This is a genomic window from Promicromonospora noduliphila (genome assembly GCF_056951025.1).
Map to the genome: position 1 here is coordinate 2,226,952 of NZ_CM167806.1, position 20,154 is coordinate 2,247,105.

At 74.4% G+C, this 20,154-nt stretch carries 18 protein-coding genes; 12 read left to right on the forward strand and 6 right to left on the reverse strand.

Going from position 1 to position 20,154, the window contains the following annotated elements; all coding sequences use genetic code 11:
• Window positions 1–121 precede the first annotated feature (121 nt).
• Both AC0QU1_RS09730 and AC0QU1_RS09735 read right to left on the reverse strand, forming a co-directional pair.
• Window positions 122–739: a hypothetical protein gene (locus tag AC0QU1_RS09730; RefSeq protein WP_483576188.1), complete on the reverse strand. Its 618-nt coding sequence runs from the start codon at window positions 737–739 to the stop codon at window positions 122–124.
• 92 nt (window positions 740–831) lie between these two features.
• Window positions 832–1,686: an alpha/beta fold hydrolase gene (locus AC0QU1_RS09735; protein WP_483576189.1), complete on the reverse strand. Its 855-nt coding sequence runs from the start codon at window positions 1,684–1,686 to the stop codon at window positions 832–834.
• A gap of 69 nt (window positions 1,687–1,755) precedes the next feature.
• Between AC0QU1_RS09735 and AC0QU1_RS09740 the strand changes: the two genes are divergently transcribed.
• The 4 genes from AC0QU1_RS09740 to AC0QU1_RS09755 all read left to right on the forward strand — a co-directional run bounded on the left by AC0QU1_RS09740 (window position 1,756) and on the right by AC0QU1_RS09755 (window position 4,909).
• Window positions 1,756–2,388: a TetR/AcrR family transcriptional regulator gene (locus AC0QU1_RS09740; RefSeq protein ID WP_483576190.1), complete on the forward strand. Its 633-nt coding sequence runs from the start codon at window positions 1,756–1,758 to the stop codon at window positions 2,386–2,388.
• Window positions 2,389–2,419: 31 nt separating this feature from the next.
• The gene (locus tag AC0QU1_RS09745) at window positions 2,420–3,202 is read left to right on the forward strand and encodes an alpha/beta fold hydrolase (protein WP_483576191.1); all 783 of its coding nucleotides are present in this window, start codon (window positions 2,420–2,422) and stop codon (window positions 3,200–3,202) included.
• A gap of 62 nt (window positions 3,203–3,264) precedes the next feature.
• The gene (locus tag AC0QU1_RS09750; protein ID WP_483576192.1) at window positions 3,265–3,951 is read left to right on the forward strand and encodes an NUDIX hydrolase; all 687 of its coding nucleotides are present in this window, start codon (window positions 3,265–3,267) and stop codon (window positions 3,949–3,951) included.
• Between the two features lie 25 nt (window positions 3,952–3,976).
• Window positions 3,977–4,909 carry a threonine/serine dehydratase gene (locus tag AC0QU1_RS09755; protein WP_483576193.1) on the forward strand — a complete coding sequence of 311 codons (933 nt, stop codon included), beginning with the start codon at window positions 3,977–3,979 and terminating at the stop codon, window positions 4,907–4,909.
• 19 nt (window positions 4,910–4,928) lie between these two features.
• On the opposite strand, the gene AC0QU1_RS09760 is transcribed toward AC0QU1_RS09755, so the two are convergent.
• The gene (locus AC0QU1_RS09760; protein WP_483576194.1) at window positions 4,929–5,819 is read right to left on the reverse strand and encodes an aminoglycoside phosphotransferase family protein; all 891 of its coding nucleotides are present in this window, start codon (window positions 5,817–5,819) and stop codon (window positions 4,929–4,931) included.
• Window positions 5,820–6,035: 216 nt separating this feature from the next.
• On the opposite strand from AC0QU1_RS09760, the gene AC0QU1_RS09765 reads away from it, so the two are divergent.
• From AC0QU1_RS09765 to AC0QU1_RS09780, 4 genes are all read left to right on the forward strand, one after another.
• Window positions 6,036–6,470, forward strand: a complete 435-nt coding sequence (locus tag AC0QU1_RS09765; RefSeq protein ID WP_483576195.1) for a DUF1801 domain-containing protein — start codon at window positions 6,036–6,038, stop codon at window positions 6,468–6,470.
• 108 nt (window positions 6,471–6,578) lie between these two features.
• Entirely contained in the window at window positions 6,579–8,075 is a 1,497-nt protein-coding gene (locus AC0QU1_RS09770) for an alkaline phosphatase (protein ID WP_483576196.1), read from the forward strand.
• Window positions 8,076–8,092: 17 nt separating this feature from the next.
• The gene (locus AC0QU1_RS09775; RefSeq protein ID WP_483576197.1) at window positions 8,093–8,635 is read left to right on the forward strand and encodes a hypothetical protein; all 543 of its coding nucleotides are present in this window, start codon (window positions 8,093–8,095) and stop codon (window positions 8,633–8,635) included.
• A 60-nt stretch (window positions 8,636–8,695) separates the two neighbouring features.
• Window positions 8,696–10,732 carry a HelD family protein gene (locus AC0QU1_RS09780; RefSeq protein WP_483576198.1) on the forward strand — a complete coding sequence of 679 codons (2,037 nt, stop codon included), beginning with the start codon at window positions 8,696–8,698 and terminating at the stop codon, window positions 10,730–10,732.
• Between the two features lie 10 nt (window positions 10,733–10,742).
• Here the strand turns inward: AC0QU1_RS09780 and AC0QU1_RS09785 are convergent, their stop codons facing one another.
• Entirely contained in the window at window positions 10,743–12,194 is a 1,452-nt protein-coding gene (locus tag AC0QU1_RS09785) for a GuaB1 family IMP dehydrogenase-related protein (RefSeq protein ID WP_483576199.1), read from the reverse strand.
• Window positions 12,195–12,366: 172 nt separating this feature from the next.
• On the opposite strand from AC0QU1_RS09785, the gene dxs reads away from it, so the two are divergent.
• Together dxs and AC0QU1_RS09795 are read left to right on the forward strand one after the other, a co-directional pair.
• Entirely contained in the window at window positions 12,367–14,253 is a 1,887-nt protein-coding gene (gene dxs, locus AC0QU1_RS09790) for a 1-deoxy-D-xylulose-5-phosphate synthase (RefSeq protein WP_483576200.1), read from the forward strand.
• Entirely contained in the window at window positions 14,250–15,335 is a 1,086-nt protein-coding gene (locus AC0QU1_RS09795) for a carboxylate-amine ligase (protein ID WP_483576201.1), read from the forward strand. The genes dxs and AC0QU1_RS09795 overlap by 4 nt, the downstream gene beginning before the upstream one ends.
• 18 nt (window positions 15,336–15,353) lie before the next feature.
• On the opposite strand, the gene AC0QU1_RS09800 is transcribed toward AC0QU1_RS09795, so the two are convergent.
• The gene (locus AC0QU1_RS09800) at window positions 15,354–15,887 is read right to left on the reverse strand and encodes a helix-turn-helix domain-containing protein (protein ID WP_483576202.1); all 534 of its coding nucleotides are present in this window, start codon (window positions 15,885–15,887) and stop codon (window positions 15,354–15,356) included.
• Between the two features lie 502 nt (window positions 15,888–16,389).
• On the opposite strand from AC0QU1_RS09800, the gene AC0QU1_RS09805 reads away from it, so the two are divergent.
• On the forward strand, window positions 16,390–17,079 hold the full coding sequence (locus AC0QU1_RS09805; protein WP_483576203.1) for a GNAT family N-acetyltransferase: 690 nt from the start codon (window positions 16,390–16,392) through the stop codon (window positions 17,077–17,079).
• 129 nt (window positions 17,080–17,208) lie between these two features.
• Here the strand turns inward: AC0QU1_RS09805 and AC0QU1_RS09810 are convergent, their stop codons facing one another.
• Complete coding sequence (locus AC0QU1_RS09810) at window positions 17,209–17,853, reverse strand: MSMEG_1061 family FMN-dependent PPOX-type flavoprotein (RefSeq protein ID WP_483576204.1); 645 nt, start codon at window positions 17,851–17,853, stop codon at window positions 17,209–17,211.
• Between the two features lie 85 nt (window positions 17,854–17,938).
• Here AC0QU1_RS09810 and AC0QU1_RS09815 point away from each other — a divergent pair, with 85 nt between their 5' ends.
• A complete protein-coding gene (locus AC0QU1_RS09815) occupies window positions 17,939–20,152 on the forward strand; it encodes a DEAD/DEAH box helicase (RefSeq protein WP_483576205.1) in 2,214 nt (737 codons plus the stop codon).
• The last annotated feature ends 2 nt before the right edge of the window (window positions 20,153–20,154 follow it).

Here is a 20,154-nt window from a genome sequence, read left to right on the forward strand (position 1 = left end):
TGACTTTCCGAACATAGGAGGACTTATGACGAGTGTCAAGCAAAAGTCGGACAAAGAGCGACAGGTTTCTTCCGCGCGATCAGGCAAAGATGCGCGACGGCGGCCTGGCGTCGGCCTGCTGTCACGCGAGCGCGAGCAGCAGCCAGACCGCCGACGCGAGCAGGACCGCCCCGGTGAGCAGGCCGGTCAGCGGGTGGGCGAGCGCCGCCGTCGGCCGCGGGCCGCGCGGGTGGGTGGCCAGGCGGAGCGCCCCGCCGAGCGGCCAGGCCAGCAGCGCGACCAGGAGCCCGGCGGCCGCGCCGAGGTACAGGCCCGGCACGGCGAGGGTGTTGGCGATGACCGCCACCTGGATCGCCGTGGAGACGGCGACGACGGTCGGGATCACGTGGAGCTGGGCCTTGCCCGTCGTGACGCCCGCCTTGTCCGCGTCCTTGGCCGCCGCGACGGCCCTGCGGTACTTGTTGGCGATGAGCCCGGTGCACATCCGGGTCACCGCGCCGTGGACGATCAGCGCCCCGGCGTAGACGGCCACGACGTTGCCGGTCACCACCGTGCCGTCGGGCCAGGCCCGCACGGCCGCGACGACGCCGAGCGCGGCGGCGGCGATCCCGAGCACGACACCCACCCGGGGCAGGAGCCGGGACCAGGGTCCGGTGTGCCGCACGGTCCAGGCGAACCACAGGGTGGCCAGGACGCTCGTTGCCGTCGCCGCCAGGGCGCCGTCGCTCGCGTGCTCCATCGTGTTCCCCTCGCCCGAATCGGTACAAACCGGGCAGTAGGCTACGACGTCGCCGCAGGTCAGGAAAGGTTTCGGGTATCCGGCTGGTGATGTCAGGCGGGCTTCGCCACGGGCGCCGCGATATGGCCGACGACGGCCGCGCGGACCTCGGCGTCGTCCAGCACGCGGTTGTGGCCGCCGGGCAGCTCGAGGAGCCGGCTGCCGGCGTGCGCCGCGTGCAGCGCGCGCGACGCGGCGGGCGGGACCTCGCGGTCGCCGTCGCCGTGCACGAACAGGGCGGGGACCGGGGCGGGGTGGCGCAGGAGGTCGAACCGGCCGGCCGGGTCGGGCTCGGCGGGGAAGATGCGCGCGGCCACGAGCCGCGCGTGCCGCGCCTCCAGTGCGGGTGGCAGATCGATCGCGCGGCAGAAGCCCTGGTTGACGGCGTCGAACGACGGGATGGCGGCGACCGCCGCGAAGGCGCCGGCGGACAGGCCCTCGGCGAGGGCGATCCCGGCGGCGAGGGCGCCGAACGAGTGCCCGACGACGCCCGCGAGCGGGCCGGCGTCGTCCTGGATCCGGCGGGTGATCGCGAGGTGGTCGAGGATCGTCGTGTACCGGCCGGTGGAGTCGCCGTGCGCGACGGTGTCGTAGGAGAGGACCCGGTGGCCGGCCTGCGCCAGGTCGTCGGCGAGGCGGGCGAACCGGGACGCCCGCGACTGCCAGCCGTGCACCAGGAGCACCGGCGTGCCCGCCGGGTCGCCCCACTCGTAGGTGACCACGCGCTCGCCCGCGACCCGCAGCTCGCCGCGCCGGGCGTGCTCGTGGGTGGCGCGGTCGGCGTCGCGCACGGGGGTGCGCGGGCCCACCGTGCGGAACAGGCGGTAGGCGGCCTCCACCGCGAGCGGGGGAGCGAGGCGTCCCGTGATCCGGAACGTGGCGCGGACGGCGGGGTGGATCCGGGGCATGGTGGCTCCTGAGGCAAGAAATCTGGACGGTCGTACGGATAGTATCCGAACGGTCGTACACTTTCCACCATGGCTCTCGAGACCGACGGCCGGCGCGTCCGCGGCGACCGCACGCGCCGCGCCGTGCTGGACCACGCGGTGCAGGAGGCGTCCGTGCGCGGGCTGGACGCGCTCTCCTTCGGCGCGCTCGCGGCGTCGGCCCCCGTGAACAAGAGCGCGATCGCCGGGCTGTTCGGGTCCAAGGAGAAGCTGCAGCTCGCCGCGGTCGAGCGCGCGGCCGAGATCTACACCGAGCACGTGATCCTCCCGGCGCGCACGACGGACCGTGGCCTGGCACGGGCCTGGGCGCTGGTGCTGGCCTGGCTCGACTACTCGCGCGCGCGGGTGTTCCGGGGCGGGTGCTTCTTCCGCACCGTCGAGGTCGAGTTCGACATGCGCGCGGGCCCGGTGCGCGACGCCGTCGTCGCGGCGCAGCTCTCCTGGGAGTCGTACCTGACGCACCACGTCCAGCTCGCGGTGGACGGCGGCGGGCTGGCCGCCGGCGTCGACGCCGCCCAGGTGGCCTTCGAGATCAACGCCCTGCTGAGCGCCGCGAACGACCGCTCGCTCCTGCTCGACGACGACGGGGTGTACGCGCGGGCCCGGGAGGCGGTGCGGGCCCTGCTGGTGGCGCGCGGCGCCGACCCGGCGCCGCTGCGGTAGGTCGTGTACACCTCATCGTTACTCTCTGTTCATGGCGACTCCGCACGAGGTTCCCGACAGCAGGTCCGAACCGCCTGCGGCCGTCGTGCTGGCCACCACCCGCTGGGGCGCCGGGCCCGGCCGGGTGCTGCTGCTGCACGGCATCGTGTCGGCCGGCGCCACGTGGTGGCGGCTCGCCGAGACCCTCGCCGACGACGGCTACGAGGTCGTGGCGCCCGACCTGCGCGGGCACGGGACCAGCCCGCGCGCCGGCTCCTACCTGCTGGCCGACCACGTCGCCGACGTGCTCGCGCTGGGCACCGGCTGGGACCTCGTCGTCGGGCACAGCCTCGGCGGCCTGCTCGGCGCGCTGGCCGCCGACGCCGACCACGGCTTCACGCGCCGCCTCGTGCTGCTCGACCCGGCGCTCGACATCCCGGAGGACCGGTTCGACACCGGGGCCGACCTGGAGATCGAGGAGGCGACGCACCCGCCGTCGGCCGGGACGGTGCAGGTGGCGCACGCGGCCTGGGACCTGCGCGACGCCGCGGCGGTGGCGGCGGCCGCGAAGGCCGCTGACGCCACCGCGGTGGCGCGCACCCTGCGCGACAACTCGCCCTGGCGGCACACCGAGGTCGTCACCCGGCTCGTCGTGCCGACGCTCGTGCTCGGCGCCGACCCCGCCCACGGCGCGCTGTTCCGACCCCGGACCGGCGTGGAGCTGATGATCCGCAACCCGAGCGTGCGGGTGCGCGTCGTGGTGGGTGCCGGGCACGCGGTGCACCGCGACCGGCCGACGGCGGTGGCGGCGGCCATCCGGTCGTTCCTCTGGTGAACGGGCCGACCGCGGACGGGCCGCTGGCGAAGCGGCCGCGCGGGCGGGGTTAAGGTCGGGCGGTGAGCTCCTCCGCCTCCGCACGCAAGCAGCTCCTCGCCCTCGCCGAGCGGGGCTTCGAAGGGCCGTGGCGGCACGCGCGCGGCGACTTCACCGGCGGCGCGCGCCCGGCGTCGGTCCTCGTGCTGTTCGGGGTGCTGGACGACCTCGCCGCCGACCGCCCCGACCACGACCTCGCGGTGCCCGCCGACCTCGACGTCCTGCTCCTGGCGCGCGCCGCGACCCTGCGCAGCCACGCCGGGCAGGTCGCCTTCCCGGGCGGCCGCGCCGAGGACGGCGAGGACGCCGTCGCCGCCGCCCTGCGCGAGGCCGTCGAGGAGACCGGCCTGGACGCGTCCGGCGTCGAGGTGCTCGGCGCCTTCGACGAGCTGCCCATGCCGGTCAGCAACCACGTGGTCACGCCGGTGCTCGGCTGGTGGGCGCGCCCCACGCCCGTGCGTGTGGTCGACGTCGCCGAGTCCGCGCACGTCTTCCGCGCCCCCGTCGCCGACCTGCTGGACCCCGCCAACCGGTTCACCACCGTGCTGCGCCGCGGCGGCCAGACCTGGCGCGGCCCCGGTTTCCACGTGCCCGACGGCGACCTGACGCACCTCGTGTGGGGGTTCACCGCGGGCGTCCTCGACGCGATGTTCGACGAGCTCGGCTGGACCGAGGCCTGGGACAAGACCCGCGAGCTGGGCATCTCCTGACGTTCGACGACCCGAGGAGCAGACGATGACCGAGGTGACCCGCGACGCCATCCGCGCCGCAGAGACCCTGATCCGGCCGCACGTGCGGCACACCCCCGTGCTGGAGGTCGACCTGGCGGACTTCGGCCGCCCGGCGCACCCCGTGGCGCTCAAGCTGGAGTGCCTGCAGCACACCGGCTCGTTCAAGGCCCGCGGCGCGTTCACCAGCCTGCTGACCCGCGACGTGCCCGACGTCGGCGTGGTCGCCGCCTCGGGCGGCAACCACGGGGCGGCCGTCGCCTACGCGGCGGCCCGGCTCGGGATCCCCGCGACGGTCTTCGTGCCCAGCGTGACCTCGCCCGCCAAGGCCGAGCGCGTCCGCTCCTACGGCGCCAAGCTCGTGGTGGGCGGCGACCGGTACGCCGACGCGCTGGCCGCGAGCGAGGAGTTCGTCGCGGGCACGGGCGCCCTGACGGTGCACGCCTACGACCAGCCGGCGACACTGACCGGGCAGGGCACGCTCGGCCTGGAGATCGGCCAGGACCTGCCCGACCTCGACACGCTGGTGGTCGCCGTGGGCGGCGGCGGGCTGATCGGCGGCATCGCCGCCTGGTTCCGCGGCTCCGTGCGCATCGTGGCCGTCGAGCCCGAGGGGGCGCCGACCCTGCACCGGGCGCTCGCCGCCGGCGAGCCGGTCGACGCGCCCACCGAGGGGATCGCCGCCGACTCGCTCGCCCCCAAGCAGGTAGGGCGGCTCATGTTCCCGCTGGCCCAGCAGTACGTCGCACGGTCGGTGCTGGTCACCGACGACGCGATCGCGTCGGCCCAGGCGCTGCTCTGGGAGGCGGCCCGCGTGGTGGCGGAGCCCGGCGGCGCGACGGCGCTCGCGGCGCTGCTGTCGGGGGCCTACGTGCCCGAGCCGGGGGAGCGGGTGGCGGTGCTGGTGTGCGGGGCGAACACGTCGGCGGTGCGGTTCTGACGGCCGGGGCTCGGGTGGCTCACTCGAAGAGCTGCCGCAGCGCGTGCTCCCCGACGCCGACCATGATCGGGTGGGTGTCCGGGTAGGCGAAGCAGATGGTGGCGAACAGCAGGCCCCAGCCCTTGGCCCTGCGCCACATCCCGGGGTCCCAGCCGAGCCCGCCGCGGGCCTGCGCGTCCACCACGGCCCGGAACCTCCTGCGGCCCTCCGCGTCGAAGGTCAGCCACATCATGCCCAGGTCGGACGCCGGGTCGCCGCTGGTCACGTCGCCGAAGTCGATGACGGCGGCGAGGCGTGGGCCGTCGGCCACGAGGTTGGCGGGGTGCGGGTCGCCGTGCAGCCACACGGGCACGCCGTCGTAGGCAGGGGCGGCCAGGGCGTCGGCCCAGATGGCGCGGGCCGGCTCGTGGAGGCGCTCCGGGAGCACGGCTAGGCGCTCGTCGAAGGTCCCGGACCGGGCCTGGAACGGCACTCCGCGGAACTCGTTCGCGGGCGCGTCGTCGGGGGCCGGCCGGTGCAGCGCCACGAAGACCCGCGCCAGGTGCTCGGCCCAGGGCGTGCGCTCGGCGGCGGGGACGGTGGCGGCGGGCACGCCGTCGGCCCAGCGCACCACGCCCCACGGCCACGGGTAGCCGAGCGCCGCGCTGGGCGCGCCGGTGCGGACCGGGTCCGGGACCGCGACGGGCAGCCGCGGGGCGAGCAGGGGCAGCACGCGGTGCTCGTTGCGCATGAGCTGGGCCCCGAGCTCGCGCCGGGGCAGGCGCAGGGCGAGATCGTCGCCGAGCCGGACCATGACGTTGTCCCAGCCGTTCGCCACCAGCTCCAGCGGACGGTCGGCGAGGTCGGGGTGCTGCTCCGTCAGGAGGGACCGGGCCAGGTCGACGGTCACGTCGAGGTCGGCGGCGACCACAGGGGCTCCTTGCTCGCGAGGGGGTGAGGGGGCGTTCACCCTACCCAGGTCGGCGGCGCGTGGCGCGGGGTCGGCAGTCTGCTGCACCGGGTTCGGCAGTTTGTCACCGACGTCGGCAGTTGGCACCGAGATCGGCACAGGCCCGGACCGATCTCGGTGCCAACTGCCGATCCGAGCGGCGGGGTGCCGAACCAGTGGGAGCGGGATACTGGCCGCATGACGACCACCTGGACCGACGAGGATCCCGCCGCCTACCTCGACGCCGTCACCCCCGCCGTCCGGCGCCGGGACGCGCAGACCCTGCGCGACCTCATGGAGCGGGTCACGGGCGAGGCGCCGCGCATGTTCGGCACGTCGATCGTCGGCTTCGGCGAGTACCACTACGAGTACCCGAGCGGCCGCTCCGGGGACGCCGCCGCCGCGGGGTTCTCGCCGCGCAAGGCGGCCAGCACGGTCTACCTGCCGGACGGCGTGGGCGCGCACGCCGAGCTGCTGGAGCGGCTCGGCGCGCACACCACCGGCGTCGGCTGTCTTTACCTGAAGGACCTGGAGAAGGTCGACCTCGCGGTGCTGGAGGAGATCGTGCGCCGGTCGTGGGCGACGGTTACCTCGGGGACCTTCGGGCAGCGGGCGCGCGAGTCCGGGTCCTGACCGGCCGCGCTCACCCCCTGTTCACCTGGGCGCCATCGTGGCGCCCGCGCCCGGCGCTAGCCTCCCGCGCGGACGCCACTCCGGCGCCCGGTACGGGAAGAGGAGCACATGCGCACCAGCACGCGCCGCGGCGTCAGCCGCCGTGTCATGGCAGCCGCCGCCGTCGCCCTGGCCGTCGTGGCGGGCTCGGCCGTCACCACCGCCACCGCCATCGCGCAGCCGGGCCACGGCCGCGCCAGGAACGTCATCTACCTGGTAGGCGACGGCATGGGCCGCACCCACGTGGACGCCGCCCGGCAGCGCTACTACGGCGCCGCGGGCCGGCTGGTCATGGAGACGCTGCCCGTCGTCGGCCAGGTCACCACCTACGCCGTCCAGAAGAACTCGGGCCAGCCCGGCGAGGCCGACTTCGTGCCGGAGTACGTCACCGACTCGGCGTCGTCGGCCACCGCGTGGTCGTCCGGTGTCAAGTCGTACAACGCGGCCCTCGGCGTCGACGGCAAGGGCGAGGTGGTGCCCACGCTCATGGAGCTGGCCAAGGACGCCGGCTACCGCACCGGCAACGTCTCGACCGCCGAGATCACCGACGCGACGCCCGCGGGCCAGATGAGCCACGCGCTCGCCCGCGGCTGCCAGGGCCCCAGCTACTCCGCCGCGGCCTGCCAGGACCTCGCGGTCACCGGCGAGGCGCTGCCGACGACCGACGTGCGCGTCACGCCGATCGCCGACCAGATCGCCCGCAACGGCACCGCCGACGTCGTGCTCGGCGGCGGCCTGGCCCGGTTCGACGCCGCCGACCAGGCGGCGCTGGAGGCACAGGGCTACGACGTGCTCGGCTCGCTCGCCGACCAGACGGTCGCCACGCGCGACGACCTGGCCGGCGCCGACGGGCGCAAGGTCTTCGGCCTGTTCAACCGCGGCAACCTGACCATCGAGAAGTTCAAGCGGGAGAACCCGCAGGCGGTGCAGGCGGCCGAGCCGTCGGTCGCCGAGATGACCCGCAAGGCCATCGACCTGCTCAAGGGCGGCCGGAAGGGCTTCTACCTGCAGGTGGAAGGCGCGCTGATCGACAAGCGCTCGCACGCCAACGACGCCGCGCAGACGCTCGAGGAGATGAAGGCGTTCGACGAGGCCGTCCGCGTCGCCCTGAACTTCGCCAAGCGCGACGGCAACACCACGGTCATCGTCACCGCCGACCACGAGTGCGCGGGCTTCAACATCATCGGCAAGGGCAGCTACACCAACGCGGAGGCCGTCACCCCGCCCGGCAACGTCGACGGCGGCAACACCGCCAACAACTCGACGCCCAGCCGCGCCTCCTCCGGCGCTCTGGACGGCACCCGGTCCACCGGCCCGGTCAACGGCTCGGGCTCCGCGGACGCCGGCAACTTCGCGCCGGCCACGTTCCGCACGCCGGACGACCCGGCGGGCGTCCAGGACGGCTCCCCGGAGGCCAGCCTCTGGCTCACCTACCTGTCGGGCAACCACACGGGTGCCGCGGTGCCGATCTACGCGTACGGCTCCGGCTCACGCGAGCTCGCCGGGACCGTGGACAACACCGACCTGTTCGACGTCGTCGGCCACGCCCTGCGCGTGATCCGCTGAGCCGGGGGCAGATCATCGTGAGCGTCCGCGCCGTCGTGCTGTCCGTCGTCGCCCTGCTGGTCGCGGGCGCCGTCGGCGCGGGCGTCACCCTGCTGGTCCGCGGCTCCGGGCCGGGCACCGAGGCGGACCCGGTGCCCGACCCGGCGTCGGCGGCCCGTACCGAGCTGCCCGGTCTGACCGCCCCCACCGGTGAGCCCGAGCTCCCGGGACTTGCCGCGGCGCACCCGGAGCCGGGCACCGTCGCCGTCGTCGATGGACCGTTCGACGACCGCCTCGAGCTCGACGGCCTGCGCCTCGCCGACGACGGCACCGTGACCGGCACCGTGACGGTCACCAGCGACGTGAGCGCCCTGATCGAGCTGCAGGTGCTCGCCGGCTTCTACGACGCCGACGGCAACCTCCTGGGCACCGGCCGGTTCACGCACCACGCCGCCGAGGAGGACCACAGCCACGAGGGGCCGCCGGCCCAGGCGGAGGAGTTCGAGGTCGAGGCTCCCGACGGCCTGGACGGCGCGGTGGCGGCAGCGGCCGTGGGCGTGCCGGTCCTCGTCAACGAGTAGTCCGGGAACGTTCAGGCACCTCGTCGCGTTGACACCAGGCCCCCACGACAAGGAGACCCGGTGCAGCAACGCCAGACCGAGCAGTTCGCCGAGCAGGAGCACGTCGACGCCCTGTACGCCCGCCTCGACAGCGAGGTGGCGCGCGTCCGCGCCGACCTCGACGCCGCCGTCCGCGCCTCCGCCACGGACCCCGAGGAGGCGTACACGCGCGAGGTGCGCGTCGCCATGCTCAACCGCCGGGTGCGCACGCTCGGCGCCGCCGAGCAGCACCTGTGCTTCGGCCGGATCGACGCCGCCGACGGCGGCTCGCTGCACATCGGCCGCACCGGGCTGAGCGACGGCGACGACCAGCTCCTCGTGGACTGGCGCGCCGACGCCGCCCGCCCCTTCTACGCCGCCACGGCCGCCCACCCGATGGGCCTGCGCCGGCGCCGCCACCTGCGGCTGGACGGGCGCAGGGTGGCCCGCGTGAGCGACGAGATCCTGGACGGCACCGAGCCCAGGCCGGGCGACGTCGTCGGGGACGGGCCGCTCATGGAGGCGATCAGCGCGCGGCGCACGGGCCGCATGCGCGATGTGGTCTCGACGCTGCAGGCCGAGCAGGACGCGATCATCCGGTCGGCGCACCGCGGCGTCACCGTCGTGGAGGGCGGCCCGGGCACGGGCAAGACGGTGGTCGCCCTGCACCGCGCCGCGTACGTCCTGGCGGGCTTCGAGGAGGCGCGGGCCGACGGCGTCCTCGTGCTCGGCCCGAACTCGCGGTTCCTCGACTACATCGCCGAGGTGCTGCCGTCGCTCGGCGAGAACGACGTGGCGATGAGCACCGCCGACCGCCTGGTCGCCGACGCCTTCGGCCTGGACGGGGTGCCAGCGGCGGGCCACGAGCTGCGCCGCGCCGCCGGCGACGTCCGGCTCGCCGACGAGCTGGCCGAGGCCGTGCGGCAGCACCAGGCGCCGTCGGGCACCCTGACGGTCCTGGTCGACGGCGACCCGGCGACCCTGGACGAGCACGACCTCGCCGAGGCGCGCGAGACCGCCGCGAGCACGGGCCTGCCGCACAACCAGGCCAGGGCCGTGTTCAAGGACCTCGTCGTGGACTTCGTGGCCGACGACGTGCAGGCCAGGGCGCGGGTGCTGCTCGCGAAGCTGGACGAGGACATGGAGGTGCTCACCGGCGGCGTGAACCTCGACAAGGCCGCGGCAGGGGACCTGGCGCGGCTGGGCTTCGCCCCGGACGAGGGCGGCGCCTTCGGCCACGCGGCCGCCGTCGCGGAGCTGGACCCGGGCGCGCTGCGGGCCGAGCTGGCCGAGGACCTCGCGCTGGAGCGGGCCGTCGAGGCCGCATGGCCCCGCCTGGTGCCGGACGACGTGGTGCTGGCCGTGCTGGAGGACCACCCGGAGCTCGCGCTCGACGACGCGGAGACCTGGACGGCCGCGCACCTCCCGCTGCTCGACGAGGCCGAGCACCTGCTGAACGGTCCGCCCCCGAAGACCTACGGGCACGTGGTGGTCGACGAGGCGCAGGAGCTGACGCCCATGCAGTGGCGCTCGGTGCTGCGGCGCTGCCCCGGCCGGTCGATGACCGTGGTCGGCGACCTGGCCCAGGCCGGGCCGGCCACGGGCGCCGCGTCCTGGGCCGACGCGCTGGGCAGCGACCTCGCCAGGCGTGCGGACGTGCGCACCCTGACCGTGTGCTACCGCACCACGGCCGAGGTCCTTGCGGCGGCCGCGCCGCTGCTCGCCCGGATCGCCCCGGGCCAGGCACCGAGCCGCGCGGTGAGGCACGGCGCGGAGCCCCGGCACGTCGCGGCCGACGGCGACCTGGCCGCCGCCGTCGCGGCCGAGGCGCGGGCCGAGGCCGAGGCGGACCCGGACGCGCTGGTCGCCGTCGTCGCGGCGGACGCGGCCGTGCCCGGCCTGGAGGCCGCCCTGGACGGGGTGGCCCGGGTGGTACCCGTCTCCCAGGTGCGCGGCCTGGAGTTCGACGCCGTGGTGGTCGCCGACCCCGAGGGCATCCGGACCGCCCGGCCGGGCGGCGAGCGCGACCTCTACGTGGCGCTGACCCGCCCCACGCGGAGCCTCGTGGTCGTCGGCTGAGCCGGCCGGCTCACCAGCTCGTCTCGACCGGCATGCCCTCCTGGTAGCCGGCGGCCGACTGGATGCCCACCACGGCACGCTCGGCGAACTCCGCGAGCGACCGGGCGCCCGCGTAGGTGCACGAGGACCGCAGGCCGGAGGTGATCTCGTCGAGCAGGTCCTCGACGCCCGGCCGGGCCGGGTCGAGGTACATCTTGCCGGTCGAGATGCCCTCCTCGTACAGGGCCTTGCGGGCCCGCTCGAATGCCGTGCCGGCCCCGGCCGTGCGGGCCGCGACGGCGCGCGCCGACGCCATGCCGAACGAGTCCTTGTAGAGCCGCCCGGTGCCGTCCGACTTCAGGTCGCCGGGCGACTCGTAGGTGCCGGCGAACCAGGAGCCCACCATCACCTGCGACGCGCCCGCGGCCAGCGCGAGGGCGACGTCGCGAGGGTGCCGCACGCCGCCGTCGGCCCAGACGTGCTTGCCGAGCTCGCGGGCAGCGGCCGCGCACTCCAGGACCGCGGAGAACTGCGGGCGCCCCACGCCGGTCTGCATGCGCGTGGTGCACATCGCGCCGGGGCCCACGCCGACCTTGAGGATGTCGGCGCCGGCGGCCACCAGGTCGCGCACGCCGTCCGCGGTGACGACGTTGCCCGCGACCACCGGCACCGTCGGGTCGACCGACCGCACGGCGTCCAGCGCCGCGAGCATCCGGGTCTGGTGGCCGTGCGCGGTGTCGACCACTAGCACGTCCACCCCGGCGGCGAGCAGGTCCTTCGCCTTGGCGGCGACGTCGCCGTTGATGCCGACGGCGGCGCCGATCCGCAGGCTGCCGGACGCGTCGAGCGCCGGGCTGTAGATCGAGGAGCGCAGCGCGCCCTTGCGGGTCAGCACGCCGGCCAGGCGCCCGTCGCGGACCACGGGCGCGAGGTCGAGACGGGCGGAGTGCAGCACGTCGAACGCCGCCTCCAGCCCGCCGGGGCCGTCCAGCAGCGCGGCCTCCAGGAGCAGGGGCTCGGCGGACATCACCTCGGAGACCCGCGTGAACCGGTCGACGTCGGCGCAGTCCGACTCGGTCACCACGCCCACGGGCCGGTCGTCCTCCACGACGACGGCGGCGCCGTGCGCGCGCTTGCCGAGCAGGTTGAGCACGCTGTGCACGGTGTCCTGCGGGGACACGACCACCGGGGTCTCGATCACGGGGTCCTTGGCCTTGACGTCGGCGACCACGCCGGCCACGACGTCGGCGGGCACGTCCTGCGGGAGGATCGCGAGGCCGCCGCGCCGGGCGACGGTCTCCGCCATGCGGCGGCCCGCCACGGCGGTCATGTTGGCCACGACCACCGGGATCGTGGTGCCGGTGCCGTCGTCGGACGCGAGGTCGACGTCGAACCGCGACGTGACGTCCGAGCGGGACGGGACGAGGAACACGTCGCCGTAGGTGAGGTCGGTGGCGGGGGTCTGCCCGGGAAGGAATCGCACGTTTATCAAGAGTAAAGAGTTCTTCTCGCCGTGCCTATGAACCTGGCCACATCGTTGTGGAGGTATCGGAGACAGGCGTGGGAGGCGGGCCGACGTGGCACAGTGGAGAGTCCGGTGCCCTTTAGAGTGGGGCCCCGATTCCCCACGTGGGGGGCACGACGAAAGGACGCGCATGGGGCTGCTGAGCGACATCCGTTCGCCCGAGGACGTCCGGGCGATGACGCCCGGCCAGATGCCGGAGCTCGCCGAGGAGATCCGCAGGTTCCTGGTGGAGAGCGTCTCGCGCACCGGCGGGCACCTGGGCCCGAACCTCGGCGTCGTGGAGCTGACGATCGCGCTGCACCGGGTCTTCGACTCGCCGCGCGACACCCTCGTGTTCGACACCGGCCACCAGTCCTACGTGCACAAGCTGCTCACGGGCCGCCACGACTTCTCCGACCTGCGCAAGCGCGGCGGCATCTCGGGCTACCCGAGCCGCGCCGAGTCGGAGCACGACGTCGTCGAGAACTCCCACGCCTCGACCGCCCTGTCCTGGGCGGACGGCATCGCCAAGGCCAACCAGGTGCGCGGCAAGGACGACCACGTCGTCGCCGTGATCGGCGACGGCGCGCTCACCGGCGGCATGGCCTGGGAGGCCCTGAACAACATCGCGGAGAGCCGGGACCGCAAGCTCGTCATCGTCGTCAACGACAACGGCCGGTCCTACTCGCCGACCATCGGCGGGCTCGCGAACCACCTCGACACGCTGCGCACCACCCGCGGCTACGAGGCCTTCCTGAGCTGGGGCACGCGCACCCTGCACCGCTCCGGGGCGCCTGGACGCTTCGCGTGGCGCTGGCTGCACGGCCTGAAGAAGGGCCTCAAGGACGTCGTGGCCCCGCAGGGCATGTTCGAGGACCTGGGCATCAAGTACATCGGGCCCGTCGACGGCCACGACACCGAGGCGCTCGAACGCGCGCTCGGCCGCGCCAAGGCGTACGGCCGCCCCGTCATCGTGCACGCGATCACCGAGAAGGGCCGCGGCTACAAGCCCGCGGAGGAGGACATCGCGGACCGGTTCCACGCCGTCGGCGTGATCCACCCCGAGACCGGGCTGCCCGTCGCGCCGAGCCGGTTCGGCTGGACCAAGGTGTTCGCCGACGAGATCGTGAAGATCGGCCGCCGGCGGCCCGACGTCGTGGCGATCACCGCGGCCATGCTGCACCCCGTGGGGCTCGCGCCCTTCCAGGAGCAGTTCCCCGACCGGACCTTCGACGTCGGCATCGCCGAGCAGCACGCGGCGACGTCGGCCGCCGGCATGGCGTTCGCGGGCCTGCACCCCGTGGTCGCGGTCTACGCGACGTTCCTGAACCGCGCGTTCGACCAGGTGCTGATGGACGTCGCGCTGCACAAGGCGGGCGTCACCTTCGTCCTGGACCGCGCAGGCATCACCGGCGACGACGGCGCCAGCCACAACGGCATGTGGGACATGGCGATGCTGCGGATCGTGCCCGGCCTGCGGCTGGCCGCGCCCCGCGACGAGACGACGCTGCGCGGCGCCCTGCGCGCCGCCGTCGACGTCGACGACGCACCCACCGTGGTCCGGTACCCCAAGGGCGCCGTCGGCGAGGACATCCCGGCCGTCGAGGAGCTCGACGGCGTCGACGTGGTGGGGCGGTTCTCCCCGCCGGCCGGGCGGGAGGCGACCCGGCGGGTGCTCGTGGTCGGCGTCGGCTCGATGGCCGCGTGCGCCATGGAGACCGGCACCGCGCTCGCGGCGCACGGCGTCGAGGCCACCGTCGCGTCCCCGACCTGGGTGCTGCCGGTCCCGGAGAACCTGGTCAAGCTGTGCGGCGAGCACGACCTGGTGGTCACGCTGGAGGACGGCGTGGTCGACGGCGGCGTGGGCGACATGCTCGCGCAGCGCGCGGGGGAGCAGGGCATCAACACACCGCAGGTGCATCTGGGCCTGCCGGTGGCGTTCCTCGACCACGCGAGCCGCGACCACATCGTCCGGGCACAGCGCATGACCGCGGCGGACGCGACCAGGGACGCGCTGGCGGCGCTGGCGCTGCTGTGACCAAGGGGGCGCGCACCGTAGGGGTCGAGGAGGAGCTGATGCTCGTCGGCCCCGACGGCGCGCCCATCGCGCGGGCCCAGGACGTGCTCGGCAGCGCCGAGCCCGCCGACGGCCCGCTGGAGTACGAGCTCATGGAGGAGCAGATCGAGACGGCCACGCCGCCGCGCGTGACGCTCGAGGAGATCGCGACGGCGATCCGGGAGGGCCGGGCCGGCGCCCAGGCGGCCGCCGACCGGCACGACGCGCGCATCGCCGCGCTGGGCACCTCGCCGCTGGCGCTGGCCGGCACCACGGTGGGCAAGCTCCGGTACCTGCTGGCGCGCGCGGAGTTCGGCCTGACGGCGCGCGAGCAGCTCACGAGCGGCTGCCATGTGCACGTCGGGGTCGCCGACGACGCCGAGGGTGTCGCGGTGCTCGACCGGATCGGGCCGTGGCTCGCGCCGCTGCTGGCGCTGTCGGCGAACTCGCCGTACTGGATGGGTACCGACTCCGCCTACGCCAGCTTCCGCTCGCAGGTCTGGTCCCGCTGGCACACGGCGGGCCCGACGCGCCGCTTCGGCACGCCGGAGGCGTACCACGCGGCGGTCGACGGCCTCATCGCGACCGGCACCATCCTGGACGCGGGCATGGTCTACTTCGACGCGCGGCTGTCGGCGCGGTACCCGACCGTGGAGATCCGGGTGGCCGACGTGTGCCTGTCCGCGGACACGGCGACGCTCCTGGCCGCGCTAGCCCGTGCCCTGGTGGAGACGGCCGCGCGGGCCGCGGACTCCCCGCCGCCCGACGTGCCGGTCGAGATCCTGCGCACCGCGCTGTGGCGGGCCGGGCGGTCGGGCATCTCCGGCGACCTCGTGGACCCGCGGACCTGGCGGCCGGCCCCGGTGCACGACGTCGTCGGCGCCCTGGTGGACCACGTGCGCGAGGCCCTGCTCGACGCCGGCGACCTCGACGCCGTGACCGACCTGCTCGGCGGGCTCTGGGCGAGCGGCGGCGGCGCGGCACGCCAGCGCGCCTGGGCTGTCGAGGCGGACGGCGACCTCGGCGCGGTGGCCCTCCGGGCGGCGGACGCGACGCTGGAGTGAGTGACAGCGAGGTGGCGCTCACCAGAGCCATCCGGGAACGTCACGTCGTGGTTGGCGCGGCTGGTTCACCAGCACGGCGGGATCGCAGCCGAAGAGCTGGGCGATCACACCGACCTGGTCCAGCGTCCAGGCCGTCCTGCCGCGGAAACGCTCCGAGACCGCCGCGCGCGAGAGCCCGACCTCGGCTGCGATCTGGATCTGGCTGAGCCCGCGCCGCGCCGCCTCGAACCGGATGGCCGCAGCGCACACGAGGGCGAGGCCGTCGCGGTTCAGGGTCGGCGCCGGCCGAGGCCGGACGGGAGAGGGAGCGGGCAACTCGTCGTCGATGTCGGGATCAAGGCCGGTGTCGGGATCAAGGCCGGTGTCGGGATCAACGCCGGTGTCAAGATCGGTGCCGGTGCCGGTGCCGGTGCCGGTGCCGGTGTGGGTGTGGGTGTCGGCATCGGTGTCGGCGTCCGTGCCGGGCCCGATCCCGAGCATGAGGGCGATGTCGGGGTCGAGGGGCTTGTCGAAGTACGGGTGCGGTGTCCGCGACTGGCTGTCGGATGTCATGAGATCAGCCTGCCGCCTCGTCCGGTGCTGCCGGCATCTGTCCACAGGCCTGGAACGTGGACTCGTGGCTGACCGCGCACGGCGCGGGTCTGCCAGTCCAGTGGTTGGACCAGCGGCGGGTAACGATCGTCGCGGGCGGGGTGCCAGGTGGGCCGAATTAGGTTCGCCTCAGGCACGTAGAGTTCGCCTCTACCAGACCGTTCAGCCCAGCCGTACTTGCCGGGGCCCAGATGAACGCAGTTCATCCCACCCGGCACCCATCATCCGGCGAATCATCCGGCGAAGTTCTCTGTCACCGGTCTGGGCTGGCTTCACCGGGTAGCACCCCGGGTTCGGGCGTGGCCGTCGTAGGGTACGGACCTGGATCACCGATCGTCCGAGCGCGGGTCATCGTTCGTTCGGGTTGGACTGCTGACCATCGGACGGAGGACGCCGGTGGCTTCGGAGAGGCACCGGCGAATTCAGTTTGCTCGGTCCAGGCGGGACCTGGAACGGTCGGACGATGGAACTTGCCAGGTCCTTCGCACCGTTCGGCCTTCGGGTCACCTGCGGCGAGCTCGAGCTGCGCCTGCCCGACGATGCCGAGCTGGTCCGTCTGGCCGACCTGGCCGTGGCCGGCATCCACCCGCCCGAGCGGCGGCCGTTCCTGGTGCCGTGGAACATCGGCGAGCCGGACGAGGTGCGGCGCGGTGTGCTGCAGTACCACTGGACGGCGCGCGGCAAGGTGTCGCCGAAGGACTGGGCCCTGGAACTCGCGGTGTTCCGTGACGGTGAGCCGGTCGGGGTGCAGAGCGTGGGCGCCAGGGACTTCCCCGTGACGCGTTCGGCGAGCACCGGCTCCTGGCTCGCCCTGGCGCACCACGGCCAGGGGATCGGCAAGCGGATGCGCCTGATGGCCCTGCACCTGCTGTTCGAGGGGTTCGGCGCCGCCGACGCGACGACCGAGGCGTTCGACGACAACCCGGAGTCGAACGGGGTGACGCGTGCGCTCGGCTACGCACCGAACGGCGTCGTCCTGCGGGAGCGGCAGGGCGAGCAGGCCGTCGAGAACCGGTACCGCATGACGCGTGAGGCGTGGGCGGCGCGGCCGGACGCGCACCGCCCCGACGTCACGCTGGACGGCGTGGCCCCGGTCCGAGCGCTGCTGGCGATGGACCCGGTCCAGGCCCCGCCGTCCGCGGCCCGGCCGTAGCGTTCGCCGGCCATGGCGTCAGCCGACGGCCGTAGCCTTAGCCGGACCTGGCCGGTCAGCCGACGGCCGTAGCGTCAGCCGGACCTGGCCGGTCAGGCGACGGCCGTAGCCTCAGCCGGACCTGGCCGGTCAGCCGTAGATCTTCTCGGCGTACTGCGGGCCGTAGTACTCGTCGAGCTCCTCGATGGTCGAGTCCTTGCGTTCGAGGGTCTTGGAGATGACGGCGCGGCGCGGCACCGACTCCACGTCCCACGTCTCGGGGTCCCACGTCTTGGACCGCAGGAACGCCTTGGAGCAGTGGTGGAAGACCTCCTCGATGTCCACCTCCAGCGCGAGCACCGGCACGTTGCGGCGCACCTGGAGCTCCGCGAGGTACGGCGCGTCGCGCACCAGGCGCGCCGAACCGTTGACCCGCAGGGTGTCGCCGCGGCCCGGGATCACGAAGATGAGGCCCACGTGCGGGTTGGCCAGCACGTTGAGGAAGCCGTCGGTGCGGCGGTTGCCCGGGCGCTCCGGGATCGCGATGGTGTGGTCGTCCAGGACCCGCACCAGCGAGCCGGCCGGGTCGCCCTTGGGGGAGACGTCCACGTTGCCCGCCGCGTCCGACGTCGCGACCAGGCACAGGGATGACGCCTGGAGCCACTGCCGGTCGAGGGGGTGCAGGGCCGGGCGCGTCTTCTCGGCGGCCGGGCCGAGGGGCGGCGGGATGATCTCGCGCAGCTCCTCGACAGTGGTCACCGGCGTGCCGCCGAACTTGCTCACCTCGTTGCTCATGTCCTCAACATAGCCCGGCCGCGGCCGGCGGGGACGTCCAGCGCGAATGGGGCATGTCAGACGATCCGGGTACGCTCGCAGGGCCATGACCGAGCAGACCACCCTCCCCAGCCCAGCGGACTCCGGCCCTGCAGCGGACCCCGACTCGCCCCGGCCGTGGAAGCCCCGAGCGGCGCGCCGCGTGGTCGAGCAGGCTCAGGCGCTGCTCGACGACGCCCGCGTGCTCACCCACACCGCCGCCGACCTGCGCGAGCGCGTCCGCGACGCCTACACGGCCACGCGCGAGGTACGTGTGCACGCCGACCTGCGCGCCGTCGGCGTCACGGCCCTGGAGGCGCGGCGCAAGAAGCTGCGCGTCGCCGTCCTGGAGAAGGCCGGGTTCAAGACCGTCACCCAGGTGCTGGTCGCGGGGACCGACCGGCTCGTCGAGGCGGGCATTGGCGCGGGGACCGCGAAGCTCGCCACCTCGGCGGCCCGGGAGCTCGCCGAGGAGGTGGACGCCGACCTGCGGTTCCGCATCGACGTCGACCCCGACGACCCGTACGCGACGGTGCTGGTCCAGTCCCTGTACGCGTTCGGGCTCGCCACCGACGCCCGGCACGAGCACCTCGACGAGGCGCGGCGCGTGATCGCCGTCGTGCCGGGGCACCTCGAACCTGCCCGGACCGCCACCAGCCTCTGGCGGCGCCTGCTCGCGCCGGCCGACCGGAAGGCCGCGGCCCTCGCCGCCGTCACGGCGCTCGCCGACCAGGTGGCGGCCGCCCGGCTGACCGACGACGCGCGGGCGGTGCGCGCCGCCGTCGGCCGGCCGCCCGAGGCCGCGGAGGTGTGGGCTGACTTCGAGGCGCGCTCCGCCGAGTACTACGGGCTGCTGTCCCAGGTCGTTGACCTGGGCGAGGACCACGAGGCCGCGGAGGGCGGCCTGCCCGCCGACGTCGTGCGGCGGGTCGAGGCGCAGCCGCTGGACCGGACCCTGCTGCGTGCGAGCCTGCGCGGCTACCAGCAGTTCGGCGCGAAGTACGCGCTGGTGCAGCGCCGCACGATCCTCGGCGACGAGATGGGGCTGGGCAAGACCATGCAGTCCATCGCCGTGGCCGCGCACCTGCTGGCCACCGGCGGCACGCACGTGCTGGTGGTGTGCCCGGCGAGCGTGGTGACCAACTGGAAGCGCGAGGTGGAGCAGCACTCCGACCTGCGGGCCGTGGTGCTGCACGGCAACGACCGCGAGCAGGCGGCGGCGCGCTGGCTGGCGGACGGCGGCGTGGGCGTCACGACCTTCGAGGTGCTCGGCCGGCTCGACCTGCCCTACGACCTGCGGCCGGCGCTCCTGGTCGTGGACGAGGCCCACTACGTGAAGAACCCCGAGACGCTGCGCGGGCAGGAGGTGCGGCGCTGGGCCGACCGGTCCGACCGCGTCCTGTTCCTGTCCGGCACCCCGATGGAGAACAAGGTCGCCGAGTTCAAGAGCATGGTGGGCTACCTCCAGCCCGAGGTGGCGGGCCAGCTCGACCCGAACGCCGGCCTGTCCGGGGCCAAGGCGTTCCGCCGGATCGTCGCGCCCGCCTACCTGCGCCGCAACCAGGAGGACGTGCTCACCGAGCTGCCCGAGATGGTGCAGGTCGAGGAGTGGGAGCAGTTCGGCCCGGTCGACGGCGCCGCCTACCGCGCCGCCGTGCTCGCTGGGAACTTCATGGCCATGCGGCGGGCCGCGTTCGCCGTCTCCGACGCCGAGGAGTCGGCGAAGCTGGTGCGCCTGCGCGAGCTCGTCACCGAGGCGCTCGACGGCGGCCGCCGTGTCATCGTCTTCTCCTACTTCCTGTCGGTCCTGGAGCAGGTGATGGACCTGCTCGGCGACCTCGCCGTCGGGCCCCTGACCGGATCGGTGCCCGTGACCGAGCGGCAGGCCATGGTGGACGCCCTGTCCCGGCCCGGCGGGCCGTCGGTGCTGGTCAGCCAGATCACCGCCGGGGGAGTGGGGCTCAACGTCCAGGCCGCGAGCGTCGTCATCTTCTGCGAGCCGCAGGTCAAGCCCACGATCGAGGCGCAGGCCGTCGCCCGCGCGCACCGCATGGGCCAGACTCGCACCGTCCAGGTGCACCGGCTGCTCGTCGAGCGGTCCGTGGACCAGCGGATGATGGAGATCCTCGGCTCCAAGGCCGCGCTGTTCGAGGAGTTCGCCCGGCAGTCCGAGATCACCGACGCCGCGCCGTCGGCCGTGGACGTCGCCGCGCCGTCCGAGACCTCGCTGTCCCGCACGATCCTCGCGGAGGAGCAGGAGCGCCTGAGCCGCACACCATGAGG

Coding starts and splice junctions, on each gene's coding strand:
- AC0QU1_RS09730 (WP_483576188.1), bottom strand. CDS start 739: ATGGAGCACGCGAGCGACGGCGCCCTGGCGGCGACGGCAACGAGCGTC.
- AC0QU1_RS09735 (WP_483576189.1), bottom strand. CDS start 1,686: ATGCCCCGGATCCACCCCGCCGTCCGCGCCACGTTCCGGATCACGGGA.
- AC0QU1_RS09740 (WP_483576190.1), top strand. CDS start 1,756: ATGGCTCTCGAGACCGACGGCCGGCGCGTCCGCGGCGACCGCACGCGC.
- AC0QU1_RS09745 (WP_483576191.1), top strand. CDS start 2,420: ATGGCGACTCCGCACGAGGTTCCCGACAGCAGGTCCGAACCGCCTGCG.
- AC0QU1_RS09755 (WP_483576193.1), top strand. CDS start 3,977: ATGACCGAGGTGACCCGCGACGCCATCCGCGCCGCAGAGACCCTGATC.
- AC0QU1_RS09765 (WP_483576195.1), top strand. CDS start 6,036: ATGACGACCACCTGGACCGACGAGGATCCCGCCGCCTACCTCGACGCC.
- AC0QU1_RS09770 (WP_483576196.1), top strand. CDS start 6,579: ATGCGCACCAGCACGCGCCGCGGCGTCAGCCGCCGTGTCATGGCAGCC.
- dxs (WP_483576200.1), top strand. CDS start 12,367: ATGGGGCTGCTGAGCGACATCCGTTCGCCCGAGGACGTCCGGGCGATG.
- AC0QU1_RS09800 (WP_483576202.1), bottom strand. CDS start 15,887: ATGACATCCGACAGCCAGTCGCGGACACCGCACCCGTACTTCGACAAG.
- AC0QU1_RS09805 (WP_483576203.1), top strand. CDS start 16,390: ATGGAACTTGCCAGGTCCTTCGCACCGTTCGGCCTTCGGGTCACCTGC.
- AC0QU1_RS09810 (WP_483576204.1), bottom strand. CDS start 17,853: ATGAGCAACGAGGTGAGCAAGTTCGGCGGCACGCCGGTGACCACTGTC.
- AC0QU1_RS09815 (WP_483576205.1), top strand. CDS start 17,939: ATGACCGAGCAGACCACCCTCCCCAGCCCAGCGGACTCCGGCCCTGCA.